The following is a 19,024-nucleotide window of genomic DNA, read 5'->3' as shown; positions in this document are numbered from 1 at the left end:
GAAATCGTCTATTTGCGAACCAGTCGGTACCGAACCAGATCAAGTATCCATACCAGTAGCATAACAATCGCGGCGATGCTGAAATTGAACAGCGCGCGACCGGCGGCATCGGTGTCGCCAAGAATCAGCTCATAGCCCGCAAACAGCCAGGCCGGTATCCACCAGCCGGCGACGTCTGGCGATTCAACGGGGGTCAGTACCAGCACCACGAGCGCCGACAACAGCAGTGTTCGCAGACCGTAAAAAGGCAAAACCCGGAACAGTGATTTCATCATGTAGAAAAACACGACGAAAGCGACTGCATTGGCCGCCCAAAAAACTCCATAAGCCAGTGAAGCGTCCGTATCCATCATTACAGAATCCAGTGAATGATATGCTCTTCCCAATCCTCTTCCGGCACAGAATCCTCCGACACCACGTTACCCCGCACCGAAACACGGGCTTGATGAACGGTTTCAGGGTCTCCGCTACGAAGCGGGTGCCAGTCCGGCAGAGGCCTTCCCTCGGCGAGGGTTCGGTACGCACAGGTGTACGGCAACCAGTGGTAGCTGAGAACCGTATCGGCGGTCAGTACCGTGCACCCGGGTACCTTTTTCAATCGCTGCTCATAGACCGTGCAGCCACAGGTATCCAGGTCCATGTAACGGCATACAAGATCGGTGTGATACACCTCCCCCGTATCCTCATCCTCCAGCTTTTGTAAACAGCACTTACCGCAGCCATCACACAGGGACTCCCATTCCGGCTGCGTCATATCCGCCAGTCGTTTACGCTGCCAGAAGGGAATCTGCGCAATCATTTCCGGTGCTGCTCAATCTTGCGCTTGAAGTCGACGATGTAGGTGTCCTGCTCTTCCGGCATCTGCAGGAAAAAGTCCTTTTCGTCGATTGCTGCCAACACTTCCTTCCCGGTTGTGCGCGCAAGCTTTTTGTCTGGCGTTAGCAGCAGATCCATCGAGTGGATGGGCGAACCGAAGATACCTCTCAGCGCCTCCGGTAAATCGTCCCACTTTTGCCCGCGGCGAACAAAGAGATAGGTGTCGCCTTTCTTGCTGCTGCGAAACACCGATACAAATTCACGTTCAGTCATTGGCTGAGCAGTTCCTCAATATCTTGCTTTACCGGCGCGATAATCTGCGCGCGCCAGCCCTCAAAAAACGTCTGGCCCGCCAGGGTGCCATCCTGGATCAGTTTCTCAATACGTTTACGTGGCGCCAATATTTCCATTGGAATATCAAAGCGTTCAGCTGCATTGCTAAAGTAACGCTTAACCTTCTTGTAAAGCGCTTGCTGATCCCGGCTCAGCGGTCTGGGGATGAGCTCAAGCCCGGAATTATCGGTAGCACGGGCGGCCTGCACAAGCTCAACCAACTGCTCGCCATAACGTTTAACGACCCCCCCGGGTACGCCCTGAACATCCCTGATCACCGCAGCTGATGACGGCAACCGCTCAGCAACGGCGATCAGCAATCCATCGTTCAGGATCCTGTTACGGGGTCGGTCCTGGCGACGACACTCCTGCTCACGCCACGCAACCAGTGCCCGGAGCACCGCTTGCTGTTCCTGGTTCAGGGTCCAGCCGCCCCGGAGTTTCAGATAATGCTGCTCCGGGTCTTCCTGGGTAGCGGCCTCACTGGCAAACCGGCTGGATTCATCCGCCAGAGCCTGTTCCAGGTTTCTTTGCCTCAGGTTATTCAACACCCAGCCATAAAGTGGCTCCAGAAAACGGATGTCGTCCAGGGCGTAGCGCTCCTGGGCCGGCGTCAGTGGCCGTGACACCCAGTCCGAACGGGTGGCGGATTTATCGAGTGCTTCACCGAACAGCGTCTCAACCAGGCGGGCATAACCAACGGAGAATCCGGCACCGGCCAGTGCGGCACCGATCTGCAAATCCAGCACGCCGGCTGGCTCCACATTCAGCCAGTGGCGGAATAACTCCAGATCCTCACTCATGGCATACAGCAGTTTTGGCCGGCTTTCATCGGCCAGCATCGCCCGGAACGATTCCGAAGCCTCAGCCACCTCCGGATCCACCAGCCAGAACTGTCCGCCAGCGCCCAACTGCACCAGGCCAGGAATCGGATAGAAGGTGGACACTCGCTCGAACTCAGTGTCCAGAGCGACCGGCATACCAGGTTCAAGGCTGTCGAGCCACTGATCCAGCTGCTCGGGTGTCTCCAGCCAGCGAACGGTATCCGGGGCCGGGGGAATGGTTACGGCCGGGTCGGTTTGGGTCATAAACAGAACCTGGGAGTTTATTCAGACAGGGGTTTGCGACCCCGGAATGCATGGGTGAGTGTAAAGCCGTCAACATAGCCCAGCTCACCGCCAACGGGAATGCCATGGGCCAGGCGTGTAATCAGGATATTCTGGCCATCAAGGCGGTCAGCAATGTAGTGGGCGGTGGCTTCTCCTTCCACCGTGGGATTGGTGGCCAGGATCAATTCTGTTACGCCTTCACGGCGCACCCGATCCAGCAGGCGCTCGATCCCGATCTCCTCCGGGCCAACGCCATCGATGGGCGACAGGTGCCCCATCAATACGAAGTAACTGCCTTTGTAATCGCCGGCCTGCTCAATGGCAAGCAGGTCTGAAGGGCTTTCAACAACACACAGGGTGCCATTGCGGCGCTCGGGTTTTTCGCAGATCTGGCAGATTTCGGTATCCGAAAAATTCTGGCAGCTGTCGCAACGGCGCACGCCGTCCATCGCATGATTCAACGCCGCTGCCAGCCGGGTTCCGCCAGAGCGGCCCCGCTCCAGCAGATGAAAGGCCATGCGCTGGGCCGTTTTCTGGCCAACACCCGGCAGGCATCTCAGGGATTCCACCAATTCATCAACCAGGGGGCTGAAGGCCATGACTACTCCTCAAAAAATCGATGGCAGGCCGGCTCAGAACGGCATCTTGAAACCGGGCGGCATCCCCATGCCAGACATCATGCCGGACATTTTGTCTTTCTGGTTTGCTTCTACCCGGCGAACCGCATCGTTCACGGCGGCAGCCAGCAGGTCTTCCAGAATTTCCTTGTCTTCAGACAGCAGAGACGGATCGATATCCACCTTGCGGACATCGTGCCGGCCGTTCATGGTGACTTTCACCAACCCTGCGCCGGATTCACCGGTAACTTCCGCTTTGGCGATCTCTTCCTGAGCCTTCTGCATCTGCTCCTGCATCTGCTGGGCCTTTTTCATCAGGTCGCCCATATTATTCATCATCTGCTTATCTCCTGGCTGTTTCTGCGGGGCGGATACTTTCTTCGACGACCCGCCCTTCAAATCGTTCCACAATACTCTTGACCAGAGGATCCTGCCGGATGGACTCTTCCGCGGCTTTCTGGCGCGCAGCTCGCTGGCGCTCCTCAAAAGCGGCGGGCGTATGCAACCCCGGCACACCCTGCTCTATCTTCAACTGTGTGGCGTCGCCGAAGCGTGATCTCAAGGCCGCCAGTATTTTTTCTTCGTGGCGAGCATTGAGCAGCCGCGCATGCCCCTCATCCAGAGTCAGCACAACCGCCTGCCCTTCCATTCTCATGGACGAATAGCTGGCCAGGTTTCCAGGCATGCCGGTAATACCCAGCGAGCGGAAATCACGTTCCCAGACAAACCCGTCGGCGGAGACCGGTTGCTCGGGCTCGGCAGGTGCAGGCTCAGGTTCGTTCACCATGGTCTGGCCTGCATTTTGCTCTGACTGCACCGGATCAGGGGCCGAAACTGGTTCCGGCGCTGACTCTGGCGCGGATGTCGCGCTTGCGTCACGCTCAATACTGGAATCCGATTGCGGCACCAGCTCTTGCCACTCGGGTGATTCAGCCTGAACGCCGTAGTCTTCTGGCTCCCAGGGTGGCGGGTCATCCACCATGGGTGGCTGTGGTTCAAGTTCAGCTACCGGCTCCGGACTGGGAACCGGCTGAGGCGCGGGCTCGGGTTGCGGTGCCGCGGCGACAGCCTGGGTGGGCGCGGATTGCGAAACCGGGCCAGGCTCAGGTTCTGAATCCGCCGGGCCATTGTTGCTGTTGCCAGAGGCCAGCGCCGGCGGTTCCCGGCGATCGGTACCCGGTCGAAACGCCAGCATGCGCAGCAAGGTCATTTCAAAGCCCATACGGGCATCCGGTGTCACCGACAGATCTTTCCGGCCAATCAACGCGGTCTGGTAAAACAACTGGGCATCTTCGGCACTCAGACGACGGGCCAGTTCCTGCACCTGGGCAGCATCGCCCATGGCGTTGTCGGCACTGCCCGGTACCACCTGCTCCATGGTGACGCGATGAAACAGGGACAGCATATCGGACAGAATGACTCCATAATCCGGGGCAAAATCCGAGATCCGGTTAATTTCAGACAGCAGGCCGGGGCCATCACGCTCAACCAATGCGTTAACAATGCGCTGGATATCGCGCTGATCGATGGTGCCCAGCATATTGCTGACATCACTGGCAGCCAGGTTCTCGTTGCCGAATGCAATCGCCTGGTCGGTCAGGCTGAGGGCATCCCTCATACTGCCATCGGCCGCCCTCGCCAACAGCCACAGGGCCGGGTCTTCAAACGGGATCTGTTCTTCGGTCAGAACGTGCTTCAGGTGGCCAACAATGTGCTCCGGCGTCATCCGCTTGAGATTGAACTGCAGACACCGGGAAAGCACCGTCACCGGCAGCTTCTGGGGATCAGTGGTGGCCAACAGGAACTTGACGTGTTCAGGAGGCTCTTCCAGGGTTTTCAGAAAGGCGTTGAAGGACTGGTTGGTGAGCATGTGCACCTCATCGATGAGGTACACCTTGTAGCGGCCGCGCGTGGGAGCGTACTGCACGTTGTCGGTCAGTTCCCGCATGTCATCTACACCGGTGCGGGAGGCAGCATCGATTTCGATCAGATCAACAAAACGGTTCTCCAGGATCTCCTTGCAGCTGTCGCATTCACCGCAGGGATTCGGCGTTATGCCGGTCTCACAGTTCAGACAGCGGGCCAGCAGGCGGCCAATGGTGGTTTTGCCCACGCCCCGGGTGCCGGTAAACAGATAGGCATGGTGCAGGCGCTGGTGTTCCAGGGCGTGAATAAGCGCCTGTAACACATGTTCCTGCCCCACCATGTCTTCAAAGGTACGGGGGCGCCATTTCCGGGCTAAAACCTGATAGCTCATGATCCATCAACTGCTCTGAAAAATGGGAACAACTCTAGCATGGACAGGCAATGAGAAGAAGCATGCGCTTGCGCAACAAACGGGAGAGGAAACAGGCAAAACAAGAGGCTGGATATGGGGGTGACCCCACCAGCGATCCCCCGGCACACACATCCACCGCTTCGGCTGCTCCCTTCCGGGCCTGACCGGGTTCACGGTTTCATGTTGCGGAGGCACCAATGGGGCCACCATAACGGCGTTTCGGGGCATTTCCCTCGAAAGCGGCGCGCATATTAACAGAAGGGTATAAGGACTACAACGGCAAAGGGACTTCGTCCTGCCGGAACCAACAGGCAATGCTGTACCGGGTGCGATTGGCGGGTAATACCTCGTGGGGCACATCCTCACTCAAAAACAGAGCCGCACGCCCTGCTTCCGGCCGCACCAGACCAACCATCTGATCTTCGTTGTTGGGGCTGAACACCCGCAACTCTCCCCCGTCTTGCAGCTGCCATCCTTCATTCAGATACAGCACCAGGCTGACCACTCGGGATGCCCTGCCCCGGAAACTGTCCAGGTGGCGCTTGTAGAAATCGCCAGGCTGGTAGGTGGCATAATGCGCTTCATAGCGCTTCAGCCCAAGAAACAGGCGCTGGTTCAGACCAACCCGCAGGGCATCAAAGAACCGGAACAGCTCCGACTGGGCAGCGGTATAGCCATCAAGCCAGGCGATTTTATCCCGGCGGACGCTGCGATCACGGGTCAGATCGGCACCGCGCCCAATCCCTGCTCGCCCCATGGCTTCGGTGCGGTCCAGTATCTCTACCTCGTTTCGAAGCGCAGCGATCAGGCCAACGGGCAAATGACCGAGCAGATCCAGCTCAATCCAGGCTTTCTCGCTCAGACTATCGGCAAGTTCGTCCAACCAGCCATCGGAGACCAACAAAGAATCACAGCGGCCAGCTGCCCCGATAATGTCTCCAGCCACCTTGTCCAACTGGCCCGCGGACTGCTCGAGAAGCGGCTCCGGCATCGGCAAGACCGACGCTACCGGATTTTCTGATTCCATGTTCAGACCCTCAGAATTTTGACGTATTGTATTCGGAAACTCGCCGCGCGCACGGTTTTAAATTACTCTGAAGCTACGGAGTTTTACCTAAAGGAAGCCGTTTCTGAATATGTCGGACAGCAGTAGCAAGCCGCCAGCAACCGGAGGCCCGGGCAACTGGTCATTTACGCGCTGGAGTACCATCGGGCAACTGGAGGCACTTGAAGTTCATCACCCATTGTTCCAGGCCACGTTGTTTCTACAGGGGGCACACCTCACCCATTTCGCGCCAAAGGATGAACGCAACTGGCTCTGGCTCAGTGAACTCGCCCGTTTTCAACCTGGCCGAGCAATTCGCGGTGGCATTCCCGTGTGCTGGCCCTGGTTTGGAGACCCACTCCGGAACCCGCCGGAAATCCGCAAGCGCATAGCGTCATCCTCAGCCCATGGCTTTGCCCGCACCGCTTTATGGCGGCTGGAAGATGTTCGGGAAAGCGCCCACGAGGTAGAAGTCAGCCTGTCCCTCAGCGCCAACGACGATTTCCAGGAACACTGGGACGGCCACGCCCTGACCCTGATCACCTTCAGTTTTTCCATTCGCGGTTGCCAGATCGCACTGACAACCACCAATCTTTCGAAAGCACCGCTGGCGTTCAGCCAGGCCCTTCACACTTACCTGCCCACGGACGACATTCAGCGAACCCGCGTGCTGGGCCTGGGAAACAGTCAGTACATCGACACGCTGAAAGACTGGGACTACGTCTCACAGGAAGGGCCAGTGTATTTCGAAGGTGAAGTGGACCGGATATACGAGACCGGCGAAGCACTGACCGTAGTAACACCTTCAGGCAAACGTAAGCTTACGTCTGTGGGTAGTGATTCAACCGTGGTATGGAATCCTGGCCCAGGAAAAGCGCAGCGCCTTTCAGATTTTCCGGACTCTGCCTGGCAGAAAATGCTGTGCGTCGAAACAGCCAATGCAGCATCGGATTATCGGGTATTAAATGAAGGCCAGAGCCACACACTGGGCGTATTCATCGGCCGCGCCTGAGCGGCAACTTCTTTGACACAGGGAGCGGGCATGGGCCTGGCATCGTATCTGAGATCGAAACTGATACCAGCGGAACTGGACGAACAGGTAAACCGCATTCGCAAACCCATCGGCACACTGGGCTACGATCCATGGGGTTATAACAACGAAGCGGTGAAGTACGGTTTTTCCGTTGCCCGACAAATCTACGAGAAATACTTTCGGGTCAGCGCCTCCGGCGTTGACAATGTGCCGGCAGAGGGCCCGGTGCTGATTATTGCCAACCACTCCGGCCAGTTACCCATCGACGGCCTGCTCATTGGTTATGCCCTCGCCTCACGGGAAAAAAATCCTCGAATTCCCCGCGCCATGATCGAGCGTTTCTTTCCGACGGTGCCGTGGCTTGGCAACCTCCTGAACGAAATCGGCGCCGTGCTCGGAGACCCGGTCAACTGCGCGAAGATGCTCGCCAACAATGAAGCAGTGATTGTGTTTCCGGAGGGCGTAAGAGGCTCCGGCAAGCTCTACCGGGACAGGTATCAACTGAAACGTTTCGGCAACGGTTTTATGCATCTGGCCATGAAGTACAAGGCGCCCATTGTGCCTGTGGGCGTAGTGGGCTGCGAAGAGACCATCCCGGCCATTGCCAACATCAAGCCACTGGCCAATGCCCTGGGCGTACCCTACGTTCCTGTCGCCCTGCCCGTGGTGCTCCCCGCCAAGGTACACCTGAATTTCGGGGAACCCATGTATTTTGATGATACCGAAATCCCTGAAGAGCAGGTCACCGAACGGGTAGAGGCTGTGAAAGCCGAGATCAGCCGACTGATTGACAAGGGACTGAGCGAAAGGAAAAGGCTGTTCTGATGAGCAAGCACCAAAGACCCCGCATTCTGATCACAGGTGCTGCCGGTGCGCTGGCCCAGCAGGTGATCCGCCGCCTGCGAGAAAGCTGCGACCTGGTGGCCGTCGATTTCCGGGAACAGGTTTATCTGGGCGACGACATTCCCAGCTACTGCATTGACTTCAACAAGCGGGTCTTTGAAGACCTGTTCCGACGCTACGAGTTTGATGGCGTGATACATCTCGGCCGCATCCTTTCCAGCCAACTGACCCGCATGCGCCGCTATAACGCCAATGTACTGGGCACCCAGAAGCTACTGGACCTGTCCCACAAATACGGCATACGCCGGGTGATTGTGCTCTCCACCTACCACGTCTATGGTGCCGTGGCCTATAACCCGGCGCTGATAGACGAGTCCGCCCCCCTCAAAAGCGCAGGCCTGAGTGCCGACCTGGTGGATTCAGTGGAGCTTGAGAACCTCGCCAACATCTATCTTTGGCGCTACCCGGAACTCAACATAACTATTCTTCGGCCCTGCAACATCGTGGGCCCCGGTGTTCGCAATACCATGAGCACCCTGCTCAGCAGTGAGCGGGCCCCCGTATTGGCTGGCTTTTCGCCGATGATGCAGTTCATCCATATCGACGATATGGCAGACGCCATTGTCGCCGCCTGGGCAAAGCCCGTAAAAGGCGTGTTCAATGTCGCGCCGCAAGACTGGGTCGCCTACCAGCACGCCCTGAAGCTCTGCGGTTGCAAAACCATACCCATTCCCTCCATTCCACCGAGCGTGCCGAAGGCCATTGCCCGGGTTCTGAACCTGCGCAGCTTCCCTCCCTACCTTATGGCATTCTTCAAATATCCGGTGGTGATTGACGGTCGCGCATTCGCCCGGGAATTCGGTTTCGAGCCCAAACGGCCATTGAAAGAGATTTTCCGGTATTATCGCGATAACAAAAAACCGGTGTGAAACTCATCGGTAATTTGAGTATTCAAATAGACGAACGGCCCTTTTCGGCGCTACCCTGTACATATTAAATACAGTACCCGGGCACCGGCAGGCCCGGGATTCCCGGTGTTCAAGGAAAGAGCTAATGTTCAGGGATCTCAGCGTGATCAGTCACGGTGCGGCAGCCGCTGTCTTTGCGGTTCTGGCCGTTCTTGTGGCAACCCGTTATCTTCGCCGCGACATTGATCGTGCTCTGTTCCTTGCCGCCATTGTTACCGCCCTGTGGGCCTCCGTCCTGGTTACCCAAAGCCTCTGGGGATCGCCCGGATTCTTCACCCGCTACCTGCTGGAACTGCTCAGAGACACAGCCTGGTTACTCCTGCTGTTCGCCATGCTTCGCGACGGCTTTCGCCAAGGCCGGTTCACCAGTCAAATAAAGAAGGTATTGGGTGCCGCGACGGCGATACTGATCATCACCTTGCTGGCCCTTGGCACACTTGAGTTCGCCCTCCACATCGATCTTGTCAGCGGTAAAACCAAGGTGATCGGCCAGATCGCCCTGTCACTTCTGGGCCTGTCGCTGGTCGAGCAAATCTGGCGAAACTCTACTGTCTTCGGCCGCTCCAGCATGAAATACCTGTGCATTGGCGTTGCCACCATCTTCGCCTTTGATTTCTTCATGTATGCCGATGCGCTGCTGTTCGGGCAAGTCGCGGATTCGTTCTGGAATGCGCGCGGTTTTGTGAACGCCGCACTCATGCCCCTTTTTGCCATCAATGTGGTGAACACACGCAAACAACCTGTGGACTTCCAGCTGTCCCGTTCGGCCGTATTTCACGCTGGCACACTCATCTTCGCGGGCGGATACCTGTTACTGCTGGCCATCGGCGGTTACTACGTACGCGCCCTGGGTGGTGAGTGGGGCGAAGCCCTGCAGGTTCTGTTCATCACCGTTTCCCTGGCGTTTCTGGTCACACTTCTGCTGTCGCGGCGTATTCGCGGCCGCCTGATGGTCTTCATCAGCCAGAACTTCTTCGACTACAAGTACGACTATCGCGATGAATGGCTCAAGCTCACCAAGGAACTTGCCAACCTGAGCAACGAACCACCCCTGCCCGAGCGAGTAGTGCGCATTCTGGCCGGACTGGTGGAAAGCAATGCCGGCGCACTCTGGATAAAGGGCGAGCAGAAAGATTTCCACCTGAAAGCAAGCGTCAATATCGCGACTCCGAAGTACACCATCATTGACGAAGACTCGGATATGGTGAAGTTCTTTAAAGATCGTGAGTGGATCATTGATCTGAGTGAATACCGGGAAGACCCGGTGAGCTACAACCTGCTGGAAATACCGGACTCCATCACCAAGACCGCGGAAGCCTGGCTGGTCATCCCTCTGTATCTCGATAACGAACTCTACGGCATTGCCATGGTCGGCGCTCCCTACGCCAGGGTGGAGCTTAACTGGGAGAACTTCGACCTGATCAAGGTGGTAGCCCGCCAGACCTGCAACCTCATCGCCCAGAACGATGCCCAGAACCGGCTCTCACGGGCCATGCAGTTTGAAGCCGTCAGCAAGGCCAGCGCGTTCATGGTGCATGATCTGAAAACACTGATCGCCCAATTGTCTCTACTGGTCAAGAATGCGCCCAAACATCGCAACAACCCAGCCTTTATCGACGACATGATTGCCACCACCGATCATGCGGTCCGTAAAATGTCGAACCTCGTGGATCATATCCGCAAACCATCCTCCGGGTCTGTCAGCTCCCTTGAGGCATTCAGGTACCATTCGGTACTCGGATTGATTTGCCGGGTAAGGTTTATCTGGCCTACCAGCCCATCGCTCGACTGGTTGGTATTGGCGTAATCCGTTTCGATTTCACTCACGCCAACAGAACCGGAAAGAGACGTGGTCGCCCAACGGTTCTCGAAGGTAACCTGGGCACTATTCACATCCACTTCTGCGCCATAGTCGAACTCGGTTTGACTGTGGGAAACGCTCAGTCCCCCGGTGAATGTTGAACTGAACAGGTGGTTCCAGGCGATAGAACCGGTATAGCGCTCACTGTCCGTTTCCTCCGGTTCGTCGTACTCGGTGTTGGCGTAGCGGGCAGAAAGATTGAGCCAGTTGGTGTCATTCAGACGCCAGAGGTATCTGGGGCCAGTGCTGAACACGTTTTTTCGGGTTCGGTTGTCCGGTGTGTCACTCTGGCGAGTGTCCTGGTTCACTTCCCTAAGGTTGTTGTCCACTTCCCAGTAAAGCTGGTTGGCGAGCTCGCAATCGCCCTGGAAGTCCATTTCCGCGAAGCTCTCGCTGTCAAAGCTATCGTCCTGCCACCAGGAATACCCCAGAGTGCCCAGGAAATCAGCGTTGCAGCGTCCGGGATCTGTCTGGTAACCGGCGGTAAGGTAGGCACGGGTCTCGAAATCGCTGTCTTCATTCGTATCTGCTTTGCGGGCATTGTCGGTGAAGCGGCTGTCCAGCCCGAACGTGACCTCACTTTGCGCAAACACGGGGAACGAGCAGGCACCAGCCAGTAACATTACTGGTATTGCCTTTACTGCAACGGGTGTCCCTACCCTCTGCTGATCAGCCATTGATCACCGCTCCTACAAACTTGTCCGGATTGAAAGCCGTCGCAGCTTGTTCGGCCGTCGCCGCAGTGATCTTGCCGTGAGGTACCACCAGCATGGCGTAATCGCAGAGTTCGGTCAGAATGCGGGCATCCGGAGATTCGGATATCGGCGCCGTGTCCAGCACGATGAAACGGTCCGGATAGCGACGACGGATTGCCTGCAGGAATTGCTTCATCCGGAAGGAGGTAAAAAACTCGGCCGGTGTTTCACGGCGACTACCCGCCGGAATCAGCCTCAGCCTGGGAATACCGGTCGGATAGAGAATCCTGGAAATGTCGTAGTCCGGGTCATCCAGAAAGTCGGTCAGGCCTGTCTCGGGCATCACATCCAGTGTGGAGTGCAAAGACGGTTCGCGCAGGTTGCAGTCGATGATCAAAGCGGTCTTGGCCTGATCAAAGGCAAAGGCTGCGGCAAGATTCAGGGCTACAAACGAGGAACCGGCGCCAGAGCTGGCACCGCTCACGACCAGAGTGAAGTTATTGCCTCCGGAAACCTCCAGCAGCTTGGTTCTCAGATCCCGGAAACGGTTGACCAGCGCGCGGTTGCGGGACTCGGGATAGATAATCCGACGCTCGTCGAGGTCGTCGTGCGTGAGCCTTCTGGGCTCCTGCATACGCACGATCTGCTTACTGATAACGTATTTATCAACCGCGCCGGGCCCCAGTTCCAGAGAGCTTGGCACCAGCATACGGGAGTCTTCGTCATCCCGGAAATCCAGCTCTTGTTTCAAACGCTCCTTGCGCTTCAGCCAAAAGGAATGCTCTTCACTGCCCGCCGGGCTGCTGCCGGTTGTCTCATTGCCAGAATCCTGGGATTCCTCGGGATCAAATCCGGACCGATCATTTCGTTGTTCTGGCATCAGATCACTCCCATTTGAGCTAGCACAACGATGGTCACATACACTGTTACCGTGAGCACCGCGAAAATCCCGATCAGTAACGTAACCTTTCGATCCCGTCGCTTTTCGTAGGGTGTTCGTACCTCCGGAATCTCAACAAGAACCGGCAAACCAATGTCTTCTTCCAGCTGCTTCCTGGCACGAATCCGGGGATCTACCTGTAATAGACCCGCAACCGCTCCAAAGGGTGCTGCCAGCCCCAGGAACAATCCAGCCGCAGCAAACATGGAGAACTGGGGGCCAGAGGGCGTACGCGGGAATTGAGCGGTTTCATTAATGCGGTAGTTGAGCCCCTGCCCTTCAATGTCGAGATGCATGGAGACCCGAGCTTTTTCCCGACGTTTGAGCAGGTCATCGTAAATCTCACGATTCACTTCCATGTCGCGGGTGAGCTCAGAGTACTGGGCCTTGTTGGCCTGGATGCGTTCCATGCGCTTTGCTTGCTGTTCCAGAAGACGGGAGAGCGAAGTAATTCTTGTATCCACGGTGGCCATATCCGCCCGCGTGGTAGAGAGGTTTGCCCGCAGTTCCTGGTAGAGCGGGTTAACAGCTTCTTCGCCCTCAAGTGAACTCACGTCCGTCGGCCGTTCTGCCGCCTGATCTCGTTGTTTGCGCAGTTCCGCCAGCTGTTCCCGGAGTATCACGATATCCGGGTAGGTATCGTGGTATTGCAGCCGCAGACTATCCAGGCGCTCTTCCAGGATCCGGATCCGCTCTCTGTAGGCATCCTCAGTTCGGCCTTGCGTGATCGTGGGCCGGATGCCTCCGAGCTGGCTCTGAAGCGAAGCCGCACGGGTTTCAAGTTCTTTTTTCTCGAGTTCGGCCAGTTCCAGCTGATTACGAAGCTGCGCCATGCGGGCATTAGCCTCCTGCTCCGTTCCATCGGTGTTTTCAGAGAGGAACTCCTTGAGCCGGTTCTCAGCCTGGGCCAGTTGCTGCTCGTAGCTTTTGACCTGTTTGTCGATGAAATCGTAGGCGTTGCGGCTTTCGGCCCGCTTACGGTCTTTGGTTTCTTCTATAAAGACCTGACCCAGTTTCTGGGCAACGCGGAATGCTTCCATCTGGGAAGTGGACGAGAAGCCAATACTGAAATAACTGTCGCCCCGGGGCCTGACCGACAAACCCGAGCGAATGTTCGCAATCCGGTACTCAAGTGCCGCCGGGTCAGAGGGCGCATCCGGATAGATTTCAGGATCCAAAGCCACTTTCTCGATCAGGCTCCGGCTCATCAGCAATTCTTTTGCAGCCGAGGTACGGTCGTTAATCTCCGTGGCCACGGCGCGCCCTTCCATCAAAGGCGCAATGATGTTGCGGTCGTCTACGAAGATGATGGTCTCAGACTGATACTTATAGGGCCATACAAAGCCTGCTCCAAGCACAGCAAAACGGACAATCACAAACGCAAGGAACGCGAGGCCCTTCCGGCCCCGGACCTCGCGAATGATCTCCTGCGGTAACTGGGATAACGGTAATGCCATAACCTAACCCGCCTTCAGACCTTTTAGCTCTACAACCACTCAGAAACTGCGCTCTGGAATGGTAAGAATGTCACCCGGCCGCATGCCGTAGTTGGTTTCAACCCGGCCTTTGTTAAGGATGTCGTCCAGTTTTACGGGAATGGCAACCACCTCGCTCTCAAGCTTCCGATACAGCATGGCGTTGTTCAGCGCGGCAAACTCGTTCGCACCACCGGCATTCAGGAAGATATCCAGAACCGTCATGCCGCTCTGGTGAGGCACTGAAATGGGCTGGCGAACCGCACCGGTTACCCGCACCCGGTCTGTGAATTCATGGCTGCCCATGGAGGTCACAACCACACTCACCTGTGGCTCACGAATGTACTCAGTCAGGGAAGTACGAATGGAGCTGGCCAACTCTTCGGGCGTGCGGCCACTGGCCTGTACGTCGCCTACCAGCGGTACGGAGATCTTGCCGTCAGGCCGAACCGGAACGGAGATACTGAGATCCTCGTTGCGCCACACAGAAACCCGTACGACATCGGTTGCGCCCAGTATGTACTGATCCACGCTATCCCGGGTATCAACGGCCAATGCACGCTGGATCTGTTCTGAAGAGGAAGCGGAAGGGCCGGCACAACCCGTTGCCAAAACTACCGCCATGAGGGACACAATAAGCCCTTGGATGAGATACTTCCGTGACATCTTTATTCCTCTCTTGTGAGGTCCGTGCTCTATTCCATGTTCCGGGAACAGCTGACTCCCGAAACTACCTTGATCCTTTTTTGAACAATACCACTTCTACTGTCTGAATTATAATCAACAGATCAAGAAGTAGACTCTGGTTCTTGATGTAGTAGAGGTCGTAGCGCAGCTTTTCCCGGGTGTCCTCTTCGTTGTCCGCATAGGCGAAACACAATTGAGCCCAACCGGTCAGCCCGGGCTTTACCCGGTGCCTTTCTGCATAAAACGGAATCTTTTCAGACAGCTGCTCAACGAACACCGGCCGTTCTGGCCTCGGCCCGACAAAGGCCATGGTGCCATTCAGTACATTAAAGATCTGTGGCAGTTCATCAATCCGCACCTTACGGATAAATTCGCCAACGCGTGTCACCCGGGTATCGTTCTTCCGGGCCCAGACCGCGCCGTTCTTTTCCGCGTCGGTAATCATGGAACGGAACTTGTGCACCTTGAACACCTGGTTGTTCAGGCCTACCCGTTCCTGGCTGTAAATCACCGGTGCTTTCAGTCCGTCTTCCAGTTTGATGGCGATGGCGGTGAGAATCATGATCGGGAACGTGGCCAGCAGGAGCGTACCGGAGGCCAGAACGTCCAGCGCCCGCTTGCCAACACCATACACCGAAGAAACCGTGAATCCGTCAGAGAACACCAGCCAGCCGCGGGTGATCATTTCCAGAGCCACCTTACGGGATTCACGCTCATAGAAGTTGGCACCGTCGATAATGTGCACACCTTCCATTTTGCATTCCAGAAGGTCTTACATCGGCAAGCCCCGACGGCGGTCGTCCACCGCAACCACGATCTCCCTCACCGGGTGTCGAAGTACGTAGTCATGCAAGGAGGTTGGAAGATTAATGAGGTACTGCTCATCCACTTCCACCGTGTCATCCGGCATGGGAACGAAGCCGTCCAGTGAAAAACCTTTGCGGTTGAAGGGAGTGGTCAGGTCCTCGAACATCTGTTTTGCCCGGCGGCCGGCACCCAGCACCAGAACCCGGCGCTTGAAGCGGTCCTTGCCGACCACAGCAAAGAACACCACTCTGGCAATGCCCAGCGAAAATATCGCCAGCACAGTCGCCGATGTCAGTAACCCGAAGCTGCCCAGATACCAGAGCCAGTCATCAGCCACGAAATAGGCAAAGCCGTGCAGCGGTATGGCGAGAATCATGGCCATGATGGTGCGTAGCATCATGCCGGACATGCCTTCTTCCACACGGGACTGGTGCACGCCCAGCGCGATCATGACGATCAGATTGAACAACGCAAAGATCGTGATGGAAGGGAGGACAAAAACAAGATTATCGAGGAAGAATTCGAGCTCGCCGAAGAAGCGGAAAAACACCGCCAGTGCGAACGCAAGGCCCATGACGATCAGATCGATCAGGCCGAGAATAACAAAAGGTAAGTGTATATAGTGTCTGAACAACCTGACGTGGGCCACGTCGACTCCTTGTGCGGTTCACACTGCCTGTACTGCAAGCATCCTTTGCTACACACTGTAACAAACCGTTACGGGATTGTACGGCAATTCATTGAAACTGCAATGTGGGCCACTCGCCCATTTCGTTCAATTTTACAAATATTTTATAGTTGCGACACAAACTCGTGCACCGGCATCACCTCAAGCCGCCCCAGACTACCACAACTGTCCATAATGGCGTCGCATTGCTGGGCAGGAAAGCGTGTCTGAAGATTGGCCCGGAATTTCTCCACCAGCAGCGGCATACCTTCCTTGCGCCGGCGTCGGTGCCCTATCGGGTATTCCACTGCAATCTTGTCGGTACTGGAGCCATCCTTGAAGAAAACCTGTATCGCATTGGCGATTGATCGTTTATCGGCCTCGAGGTATTCGCGGGTATATCGTTCATCCTCGATGACCTGCATTTTTTCTCTCAGGCGGTCGATTTCTGGATGGGCCTGGTGAAAGCTGTCTTCGTAATGCTCTGCCGTCAGGTTGCCAAAGATCAGTGGCACCGCCGTCATGTACTGCAGGCAGTGATCCCGGTCTGCCGGATTGGCGAGTTTGCCCTGCTTGGAAATAATGCGAATAGCCGACTCGTGGGTGGTAATCTCTATGCGATCAATGTCTTCCAGCCGGCCCTTCACTTGTGGGTGCAGTGTTACTGCGGCCTCGGCGGCGGTCTGGGCATGAAACTCTGCCGGGAACGAGATCTTGAACAGGATGTTTTCCATCACGTAGGAGCCGAAAGGCTGTGGCAAGGTGAAACGGCGTGATGATTCAGGTTTCAGGGCCTGATCGCGATTGGTCTTGCTGAACAGGACGTCGTAGAAGCCCCATTGCGGCGCCGTCAGCACCCCGGGAATACCCATTTCCCCGCGCATGGCAATGCCTGCCAGGCGAACACCCCGCGAAGTGGCATCGCCTGCCGCCCAGGATTTGCGGGAACCGGCGTTTGGCGCGTGGCGATAGGTTCGCAGGGCCTGGCCATCGACCCAGGCATGAGACAGCGCGGAGAGCATCTGTTCCCGGTTGGCGCCCATCAGTTTGGCACTGACGGCGGTCGACGCAACCTTCACCAGCACAACGTGGTCCAGCCCTACCCGGTTAAAGGAGTTCTCAAGGGCAAGCACACCCTGAATTTCGTGGGCCAGGATCATGGCCTCGAGAACGGCTTTCATGGCCAGTGGCGCCTGGCCGTTGGCGACGCGTTTTTGCGAAAGATGGTCGGCAACCGCAAGAATGGCGCCGAGATTATCGGAGGGGTGGCCCCATTCGGCCGCCAGCCAGGTATCGTTGTAATCCAGCCAGCGGACGATACAGCCAATGTCCCAGGCGGCTTTCACCGGATCCAGGCGGTATGGGGTTCCAGGCACCCGGGCACCGTGGGGAACGATCGTACCTTCCACCAGCGGGCCCAGGTGTTTGGTGCATTCCGGAAAACGCAACGCCAGCAAACCGCAGCCCAGGGTGTCCATCAGGCAATAACGGGCCGTTTCCCAGGCTTCTTCGCTTTCTATGCGGTAATTCAGGGCAAAGTCAGCGATTTTTTGCAGTACGTCGTCATAGTCCGGGCGTTCGTTGAGATCGTAAGTGGCAGACATATACCGGCCCTCCTGTCCCAACTATAGGAGCCATCAGAAGCTGTCGCCAGGTACCCTCACCCAACCTTCCATGATAATCCGCGCACTGCGGCTCATGATGGCCTTGGTGGCTGTCCATTGACCATTTACTTCCTTCGCTTCGGCGCCTACCCGAAGGGTTCCGGACGGATGACCAAAGGTTACATGGGTACGATCGCCGCCGCCGGCCGCCAGATTAACCAGCGTGCCGGGAATAGCAGAGGCCGTTGCAATAGCCACCGCAGCCGTACCCATCATGGCGTGGTGCAGCTTGCCCATGGACAGCGCCCGAACCAGTACATCAATATCGGCCGCATTGATCTGCTTACCGCTGGAAGACACATAATCCGAAGGTTTGGCCACAAACGCCACTTTCGGCGTGTGCTGGCGATTGGCAGCTTCCGCGATATCAGAGATCAGGCCCATTTTCACCGCGCCATGGGCGCGAATGGTTTCAAACATGGCCAGGGCTTTGGGGTCGCTGTTGATGTCGTTCTGCAGCTCGGTGCCCTTGTAGCCGATGTCTTCGGCATTGATGAAAATGGTCGGGATACCGGCATTGATCATGGTGGCTTTCAGGGTGCCGACACCCGGCACTTCAAGCTCATCCACCAGGTTTCCGGTGGGGAACATGGCCCCTTCACCATCGGCCGGGTCCATAAACTCGATCTGCACTTCCGCAGCCGGGAAAGTTACGCCATCCAGTTCAAAATCACCGGTTTCCTGCACTTCACCGTTGGTGATAGGCACGTGGGCCACGATGGTTTTGCGGATGTTGGCCTGCCAGATACGAACGGTACAGATGCCGTTTTCAGGAATACGCTCTTTGGCAACAAAGCCGCCGTTGATGGCAAACGCGCCTACGGCGGCGGTGAGATTGCCGCAGTTGCCACTCCAGTCGACAAAGGGTTTGTCGATGGACACCTGGCCAAACAGATAATCGACGTCGTGGTCCGGTTGCGTGGGCGCTGCCAGGATCACCGATTTACTGGTGCTGGAGGTGGCATTGCCCAGGCCATCGATCTGCTTTTCGTAGGGATCGGGGCTACCAATTACGCGCAGCAAAAGCTTGTCTCGCGCCTCACCGGGTACCTGGCAGGCTTCAGGCAGATCTTGCAGCCGGAAGAACACACCTTTACTGGTACCGCCACGCATGTAGGTAGCAGGAATACGAACTTGGGGAGCAAAACTCATTGAGCGAGCCTCACTTGAATGAATGTTTCAGGCG

19 protein-coding genes, 1 other RNA gene and 1 pseudogene are annotated in these 19,024 nt (G+C 56.7%); 4 read left to right on the top strand and 17 right to left on the bottom strand.

From position 1 onward, the window contains the following. Positions 1-8: 8 nt before the first annotated feature. The 9 genes from Q669_RS02670 to Q669_RS02635 all read right to left on the bottom strand — a co-directional run bounded on the left by Q669_RS02670 (position 9) and on the right by Q669_RS02635 (position 6,180). On the bottom strand, positions 9-353 hold the full coding sequence (locus Q669_RS02670) for a hypothetical protein (protein ID WP_022991133.1): 345 nt from the start codon (positions 351-353) through the stop codon (positions 9-11). Then, positions 353-799 (bottom strand): YcgN family cysteine cluster protein, encoded by a 447-nt coding sequence (locus tag Q669_RS02665; RefSeq protein ID WP_022991132.1) that lies wholly within the window; start codon positions 797-799, stop codon positions 353-355. Before Q669_RS02665 ends, Q669_RS02670 begins: the two co-directional genes overlap by 1 nt. Further along, complete coding sequence (locus Q669_RS02660) at positions 796-1,089, bottom strand: YcgL domain-containing protein (RefSeq protein ID WP_022991131.1); 294 nt, start codon at positions 1,087-1,089, stop codon at positions 796-798. The genes Q669_RS02665 and Q669_RS02660 overlap by 4 nt, the downstream gene beginning before the upstream one ends. Next, positions 1,086-2,237, bottom strand: a complete 1,152-nt coding sequence (locus tag Q669_RS02655; protein WP_022991130.1) for a ribonuclease D — start codon at positions 2,235-2,237, stop codon at positions 1,086-1,088. The genes Q669_RS02660 and Q669_RS02655 overlap by 4 nt, the downstream gene beginning before the upstream one ends. A 17-nt stretch (positions 2,238-2,254) precedes the next feature. Then, the gene (gene recR / locus Q669_RS02650; protein WP_011785096.1) at positions 2,255-2,857 is read right to left on the bottom strand and encodes a recombination mediator RecR; all 603 of its coding nucleotides are present in this window, start codon (positions 2,855-2,857) and stop codon (positions 2,255-2,257) included. Positions 2,858-2,890: 33 nt separating this feature from the next. Beyond that, positions 2,891-3,214 (bottom strand): YbaB/EbfC family nucleoid-associated protein, encoded by a 324-nt coding sequence (locus Q669_RS02645; RefSeq protein WP_011785097.1) that lies wholly within the window; start codon positions 3,212-3,214, stop codon positions 2,891-2,893. A 4-nt stretch (positions 3,215-3,218) separates the two neighbouring features. Beyond that, positions 3,219-5,132 carry a DNA polymerase III subunit gamma/tau gene (dnaX, locus tag Q669_RS02640; RefSeq protein WP_022991129.1) on the bottom strand — a complete coding sequence of 638 codons (1,914 nt, stop codon included), beginning with the start codon at positions 5,130-5,132 and terminating at the stop codon, positions 3,219-3,221. 124 nt (positions 5,133-5,256) lie between these two features. Then, positions 5,257-5,353: signal recognition particle sRNA small type (gene ffs, locus Q669_RS19210), an RNA gene on the bottom strand. 71 nt (positions 5,354-5,424) lie between these two features. Further along, the gene (locus Q669_RS02635; RefSeq protein WP_036148504.1) at positions 5,425-6,180 is read right to left on the bottom strand and encodes a 2OG-Fe(II) oxygenase; all 756 of its coding nucleotides are present in this window, start codon (positions 6,178-6,180) and stop codon (positions 5,425-5,427) included. Between the two features lie 109 nt (positions 6,181-6,289). On the opposite strand from Q669_RS02635, the gene Q669_RS02630 reads away from it, so the two are divergent. From Q669_RS02630 to prsK, 4 genes and pseudogenes are all read left to right on the top strand, one after another. After that, positions 6,290-7,210, top strand: coding sequence for a D-hexose-6-phosphate mutarotase (locus Q669_RS02630; RefSeq protein WP_022991127.1), 921 nt, complete (start codon positions 6,290-6,292; stop codon positions 7,208-7,210). A gap of 30 nt (positions 7,211-7,240) precedes the next feature. Beyond that, entirely contained in the window at positions 7,241-8,056 is an 816-nt protein-coding gene (locus tag Q669_RS02625; protein WP_022991126.1) for a lysophospholipid acyltransferase family protein, read from the top strand. After that, positions 8,056-9,003 carry an SDR family oxidoreductase gene (locus Q669_RS02620; RefSeq protein WP_011785102.1) on the top strand — a complete coding sequence of 316 codons (948 nt, stop codon included), beginning with the start codon at positions 8,056-8,058 and terminating at the stop codon, positions 9,001-9,003. The genes Q669_RS02625 and Q669_RS02620 overlap by 1 nt, the downstream gene beginning before the upstream one ends. Positions 9,004-9,127: 124 nt before the next feature. Beyond that, positions 9,128-10,741: pseudogene (prsK, locus tag Q669_RS02615) on the top strand (XrtA/PEP-CTERM system histidine kinase PrsK); the annotation flags it as partial. Here the strand turns inward: prsK and Q669_RS19995 are convergent. From Q669_RS19995 to prpF, 8 genes are all read right to left on the bottom strand, one after another. Further along, complete coding sequence (locus Q669_RS19995) at positions 10,714-11,580, bottom strand: hypothetical protein (protein ID WP_264673055.1); 867 nt, start codon at positions 11,578-11,580, stop codon at positions 10,714-10,716. The pseudogene prsK and the gene Q669_RS19995 sit on opposite strands and share 28 nt — an antisense overlap. Then, the gene (locus Q669_RS02605) at positions 11,573-12,478 is read right to left on the bottom strand and encodes a polysaccharide biosynthesis protein (protein WP_022991123.1); all 906 of its coding nucleotides are present in this window, start codon (positions 12,476-12,478) and stop codon (positions 11,573-11,575) included. The genes Q669_RS19995 and Q669_RS02605 overlap by 8 nt, the downstream gene beginning before the upstream one ends. Further along, positions 12,478-13,995 carry an XrtA system polysaccharide chain length determinant gene (locus Q669_RS02600; RefSeq protein ID WP_022991122.1) on the bottom strand — a complete coding sequence of 506 codons (1,518 nt, stop codon included), beginning with the start codon at positions 13,993-13,995 and terminating at the stop codon, positions 12,478-12,480. The genes Q669_RS02605 and Q669_RS02600 overlap by 1 nt, the downstream gene beginning before the upstream one ends. A gap of 39 nt (positions 13,996-14,034) precedes the next feature. After that, positions 14,035-14,637, bottom strand: a complete 603-nt coding sequence (locus Q669_RS02595) for an XrtA/PEP-CTERM system exopolysaccharide export protein (protein ID WP_022991121.1) — start codon at positions 14,635-14,637, stop codon at positions 14,035-14,037. A gap of 106 nt (positions 14,638-14,743) precedes the next feature. Next, positions 14,744-15,466: a TIGR03013 family XrtA/PEP-CTERM system glycosyltransferase gene (locus Q669_RS19810; protein ID WP_264673056.1), complete on the bottom strand. Its 723-nt coding sequence runs from the start codon at positions 15,464-15,466 to the stop codon at positions 14,744-14,746. 6 nt (positions 15,467-15,472) lie between these two features. After that, positions 15,473-16,156 carry a nucleoside-diphosphate sugar epimerase/dehydratase gene (locus Q669_RS19805; protein ID WP_022991119.1) on the bottom strand — a complete coding sequence of 228 codons (684 nt, stop codon included), beginning with the start codon at positions 16,154-16,156 and terminating at the stop codon, positions 15,473-15,475. 143 nt (positions 16,157-16,299) lie between these two features. Further along, positions 16,300-17,778 (bottom strand): 2-methylcitrate dehydratase, encoded by a 1,479-nt coding sequence (gene prpD / locus Q669_RS02585; protein WP_022991118.1) that lies wholly within the window; start codon positions 17,776-17,778, stop codon positions 16,300-16,302. A gap of 33 nt (positions 17,779-17,811) precedes the next feature. Further along, positions 17,812-18,990 carry a 2-methylaconitate cis-trans isomerase PrpF gene (gene prpF, locus Q669_RS02580; RefSeq protein WP_036148497.1) on the bottom strand — a complete coding sequence of 393 codons (1,179 nt, stop codon included), beginning with the start codon at positions 18,988-18,990 and terminating at the stop codon, positions 17,812-17,814. Between the last annotated feature and the right edge of the window lie 34 nt (positions 18,991-19,024).

It is taken from the genome of Marinobacter sp. C1S70 (genome assembly GCF_000475355.1).
GTDB lineage: Bacteria > Pseudomonadota > Gammaproteobacteria > Pseudomonadales > Oleiphilaceae > Marinobacter > Marinobacter nauticus.
This window is presented reverse-complemented; position numbering and strand designations above follow the sequence as displayed.

Bases quoted from the DNA above. Each gene is read 5' to 3' on its own strand.
- Q669_RS02670 (WP_022991133.1), bottom strand. From the start codon at position 353: ATGATGGATACGGACGCTTCACTGGCTTATGGAGTTTTTTGGGCGGCC.
- Q669_RS02665 (WP_022991132.1), bottom strand. From the start codon at position 799: ATGATTGCGCAGATTCCCTTCTGGCAGCGTAAACGACTGGCGGATATG.
- Q669_RS02660 (WP_022991131.1), bottom strand. From the start codon at position 1,089: ATGACTGAACGTGAATTTGTATCGGTGTTTCGCAGCAGCAAGAAAGGC.
- Q669_RS02655 (WP_022991130.1), bottom strand. From the start codon at position 2,237: ATGACCCAAACCGACCCGGCCGTAACCATTCCCCCGGCCCCGGATACC.
- recR (WP_011785096.1), bottom strand. From the start codon at position 2,857: ATGGCCTTCAGCCCCCTGGTTGATGAATTGGTGGAATCCCTGAGATGC.
- Q669_RS02645 (WP_011785097.1), bottom strand. From the start codon at position 3,214: ATGATGAATAATATGGGCGACCTGATGAAAAAGGCCCAGCAGATGCAG.
- dnaX (WP_022991129.1), bottom strand. From the start codon at position 5,132: ATGAGCTATCAGGTTTTAGCCCGGAAATGGCGCCCCCGTACCTTTGAA.
- Q669_RS02635 (WP_036148504.1), bottom strand. From the start codon at position 6,180: ATGGAATCAGAAAATCCGGTAGCGTCGGTCTTGCCGATGCCGGAGCCG.
- Q669_RS02630 (WP_022991127.1), top strand. From the start codon at position 6,290: ATGTCGGACAGCAGTAGCAAGCCGCCAGCAACCGGAGGCCCGGGCAAC.
- Q669_RS02625 (WP_022991126.1), top strand. From the start codon at position 7,241: ATGGGCCTGGCATCGTATCTGAGATCGAAACTGATACCAGCGGAACTG.
- Q669_RS02620 (WP_011785102.1), top strand. From the start codon at position 8,056: ATGAGCAAGCACCAAAGACCCCGCATTCTGATCACAGGTGCTGCCGGT.
- Q669_RS19995 (WP_264673055.1), bottom strand. From the start codon at position 11,580: ATGGCTGATCAGCAGAGGGTAGGGACACCCGTTGCAGTAAAGGCAATA.
- Q669_RS02605 (WP_022991123.1), bottom strand. From the start codon at position 12,478: ATGCCAGAACAACGAAATGATCGGTCCGGATTTGATCCCGAGGAATCC.
- Q669_RS02600 (WP_022991122.1), bottom strand. From the start codon at position 13,995: ATGGCATTACCGTTATCCCAGTTACCGCAGGAGATCATTCGCGAGGTC.
- Q669_RS02595 (WP_022991121.1), bottom strand. From the start codon at position 14,637: ATGGCGGTAGTTTTGGCAACGGGTTGTGCCGGCCCTTCCGCTTCCTCT.
- prpD (WP_022991118.1), bottom strand. From the start codon at position 17,778: ATGTCTGCCACTTACGATCTCAACGAACGCCCGGACTATGACGACGTA.
- prpF (WP_036148497.1), bottom strand. From the start codon at position 18,990: ATGAGTTTTGCTCCCCAAGTTCGTATTCCTGCTACCTACATGCGTGGC.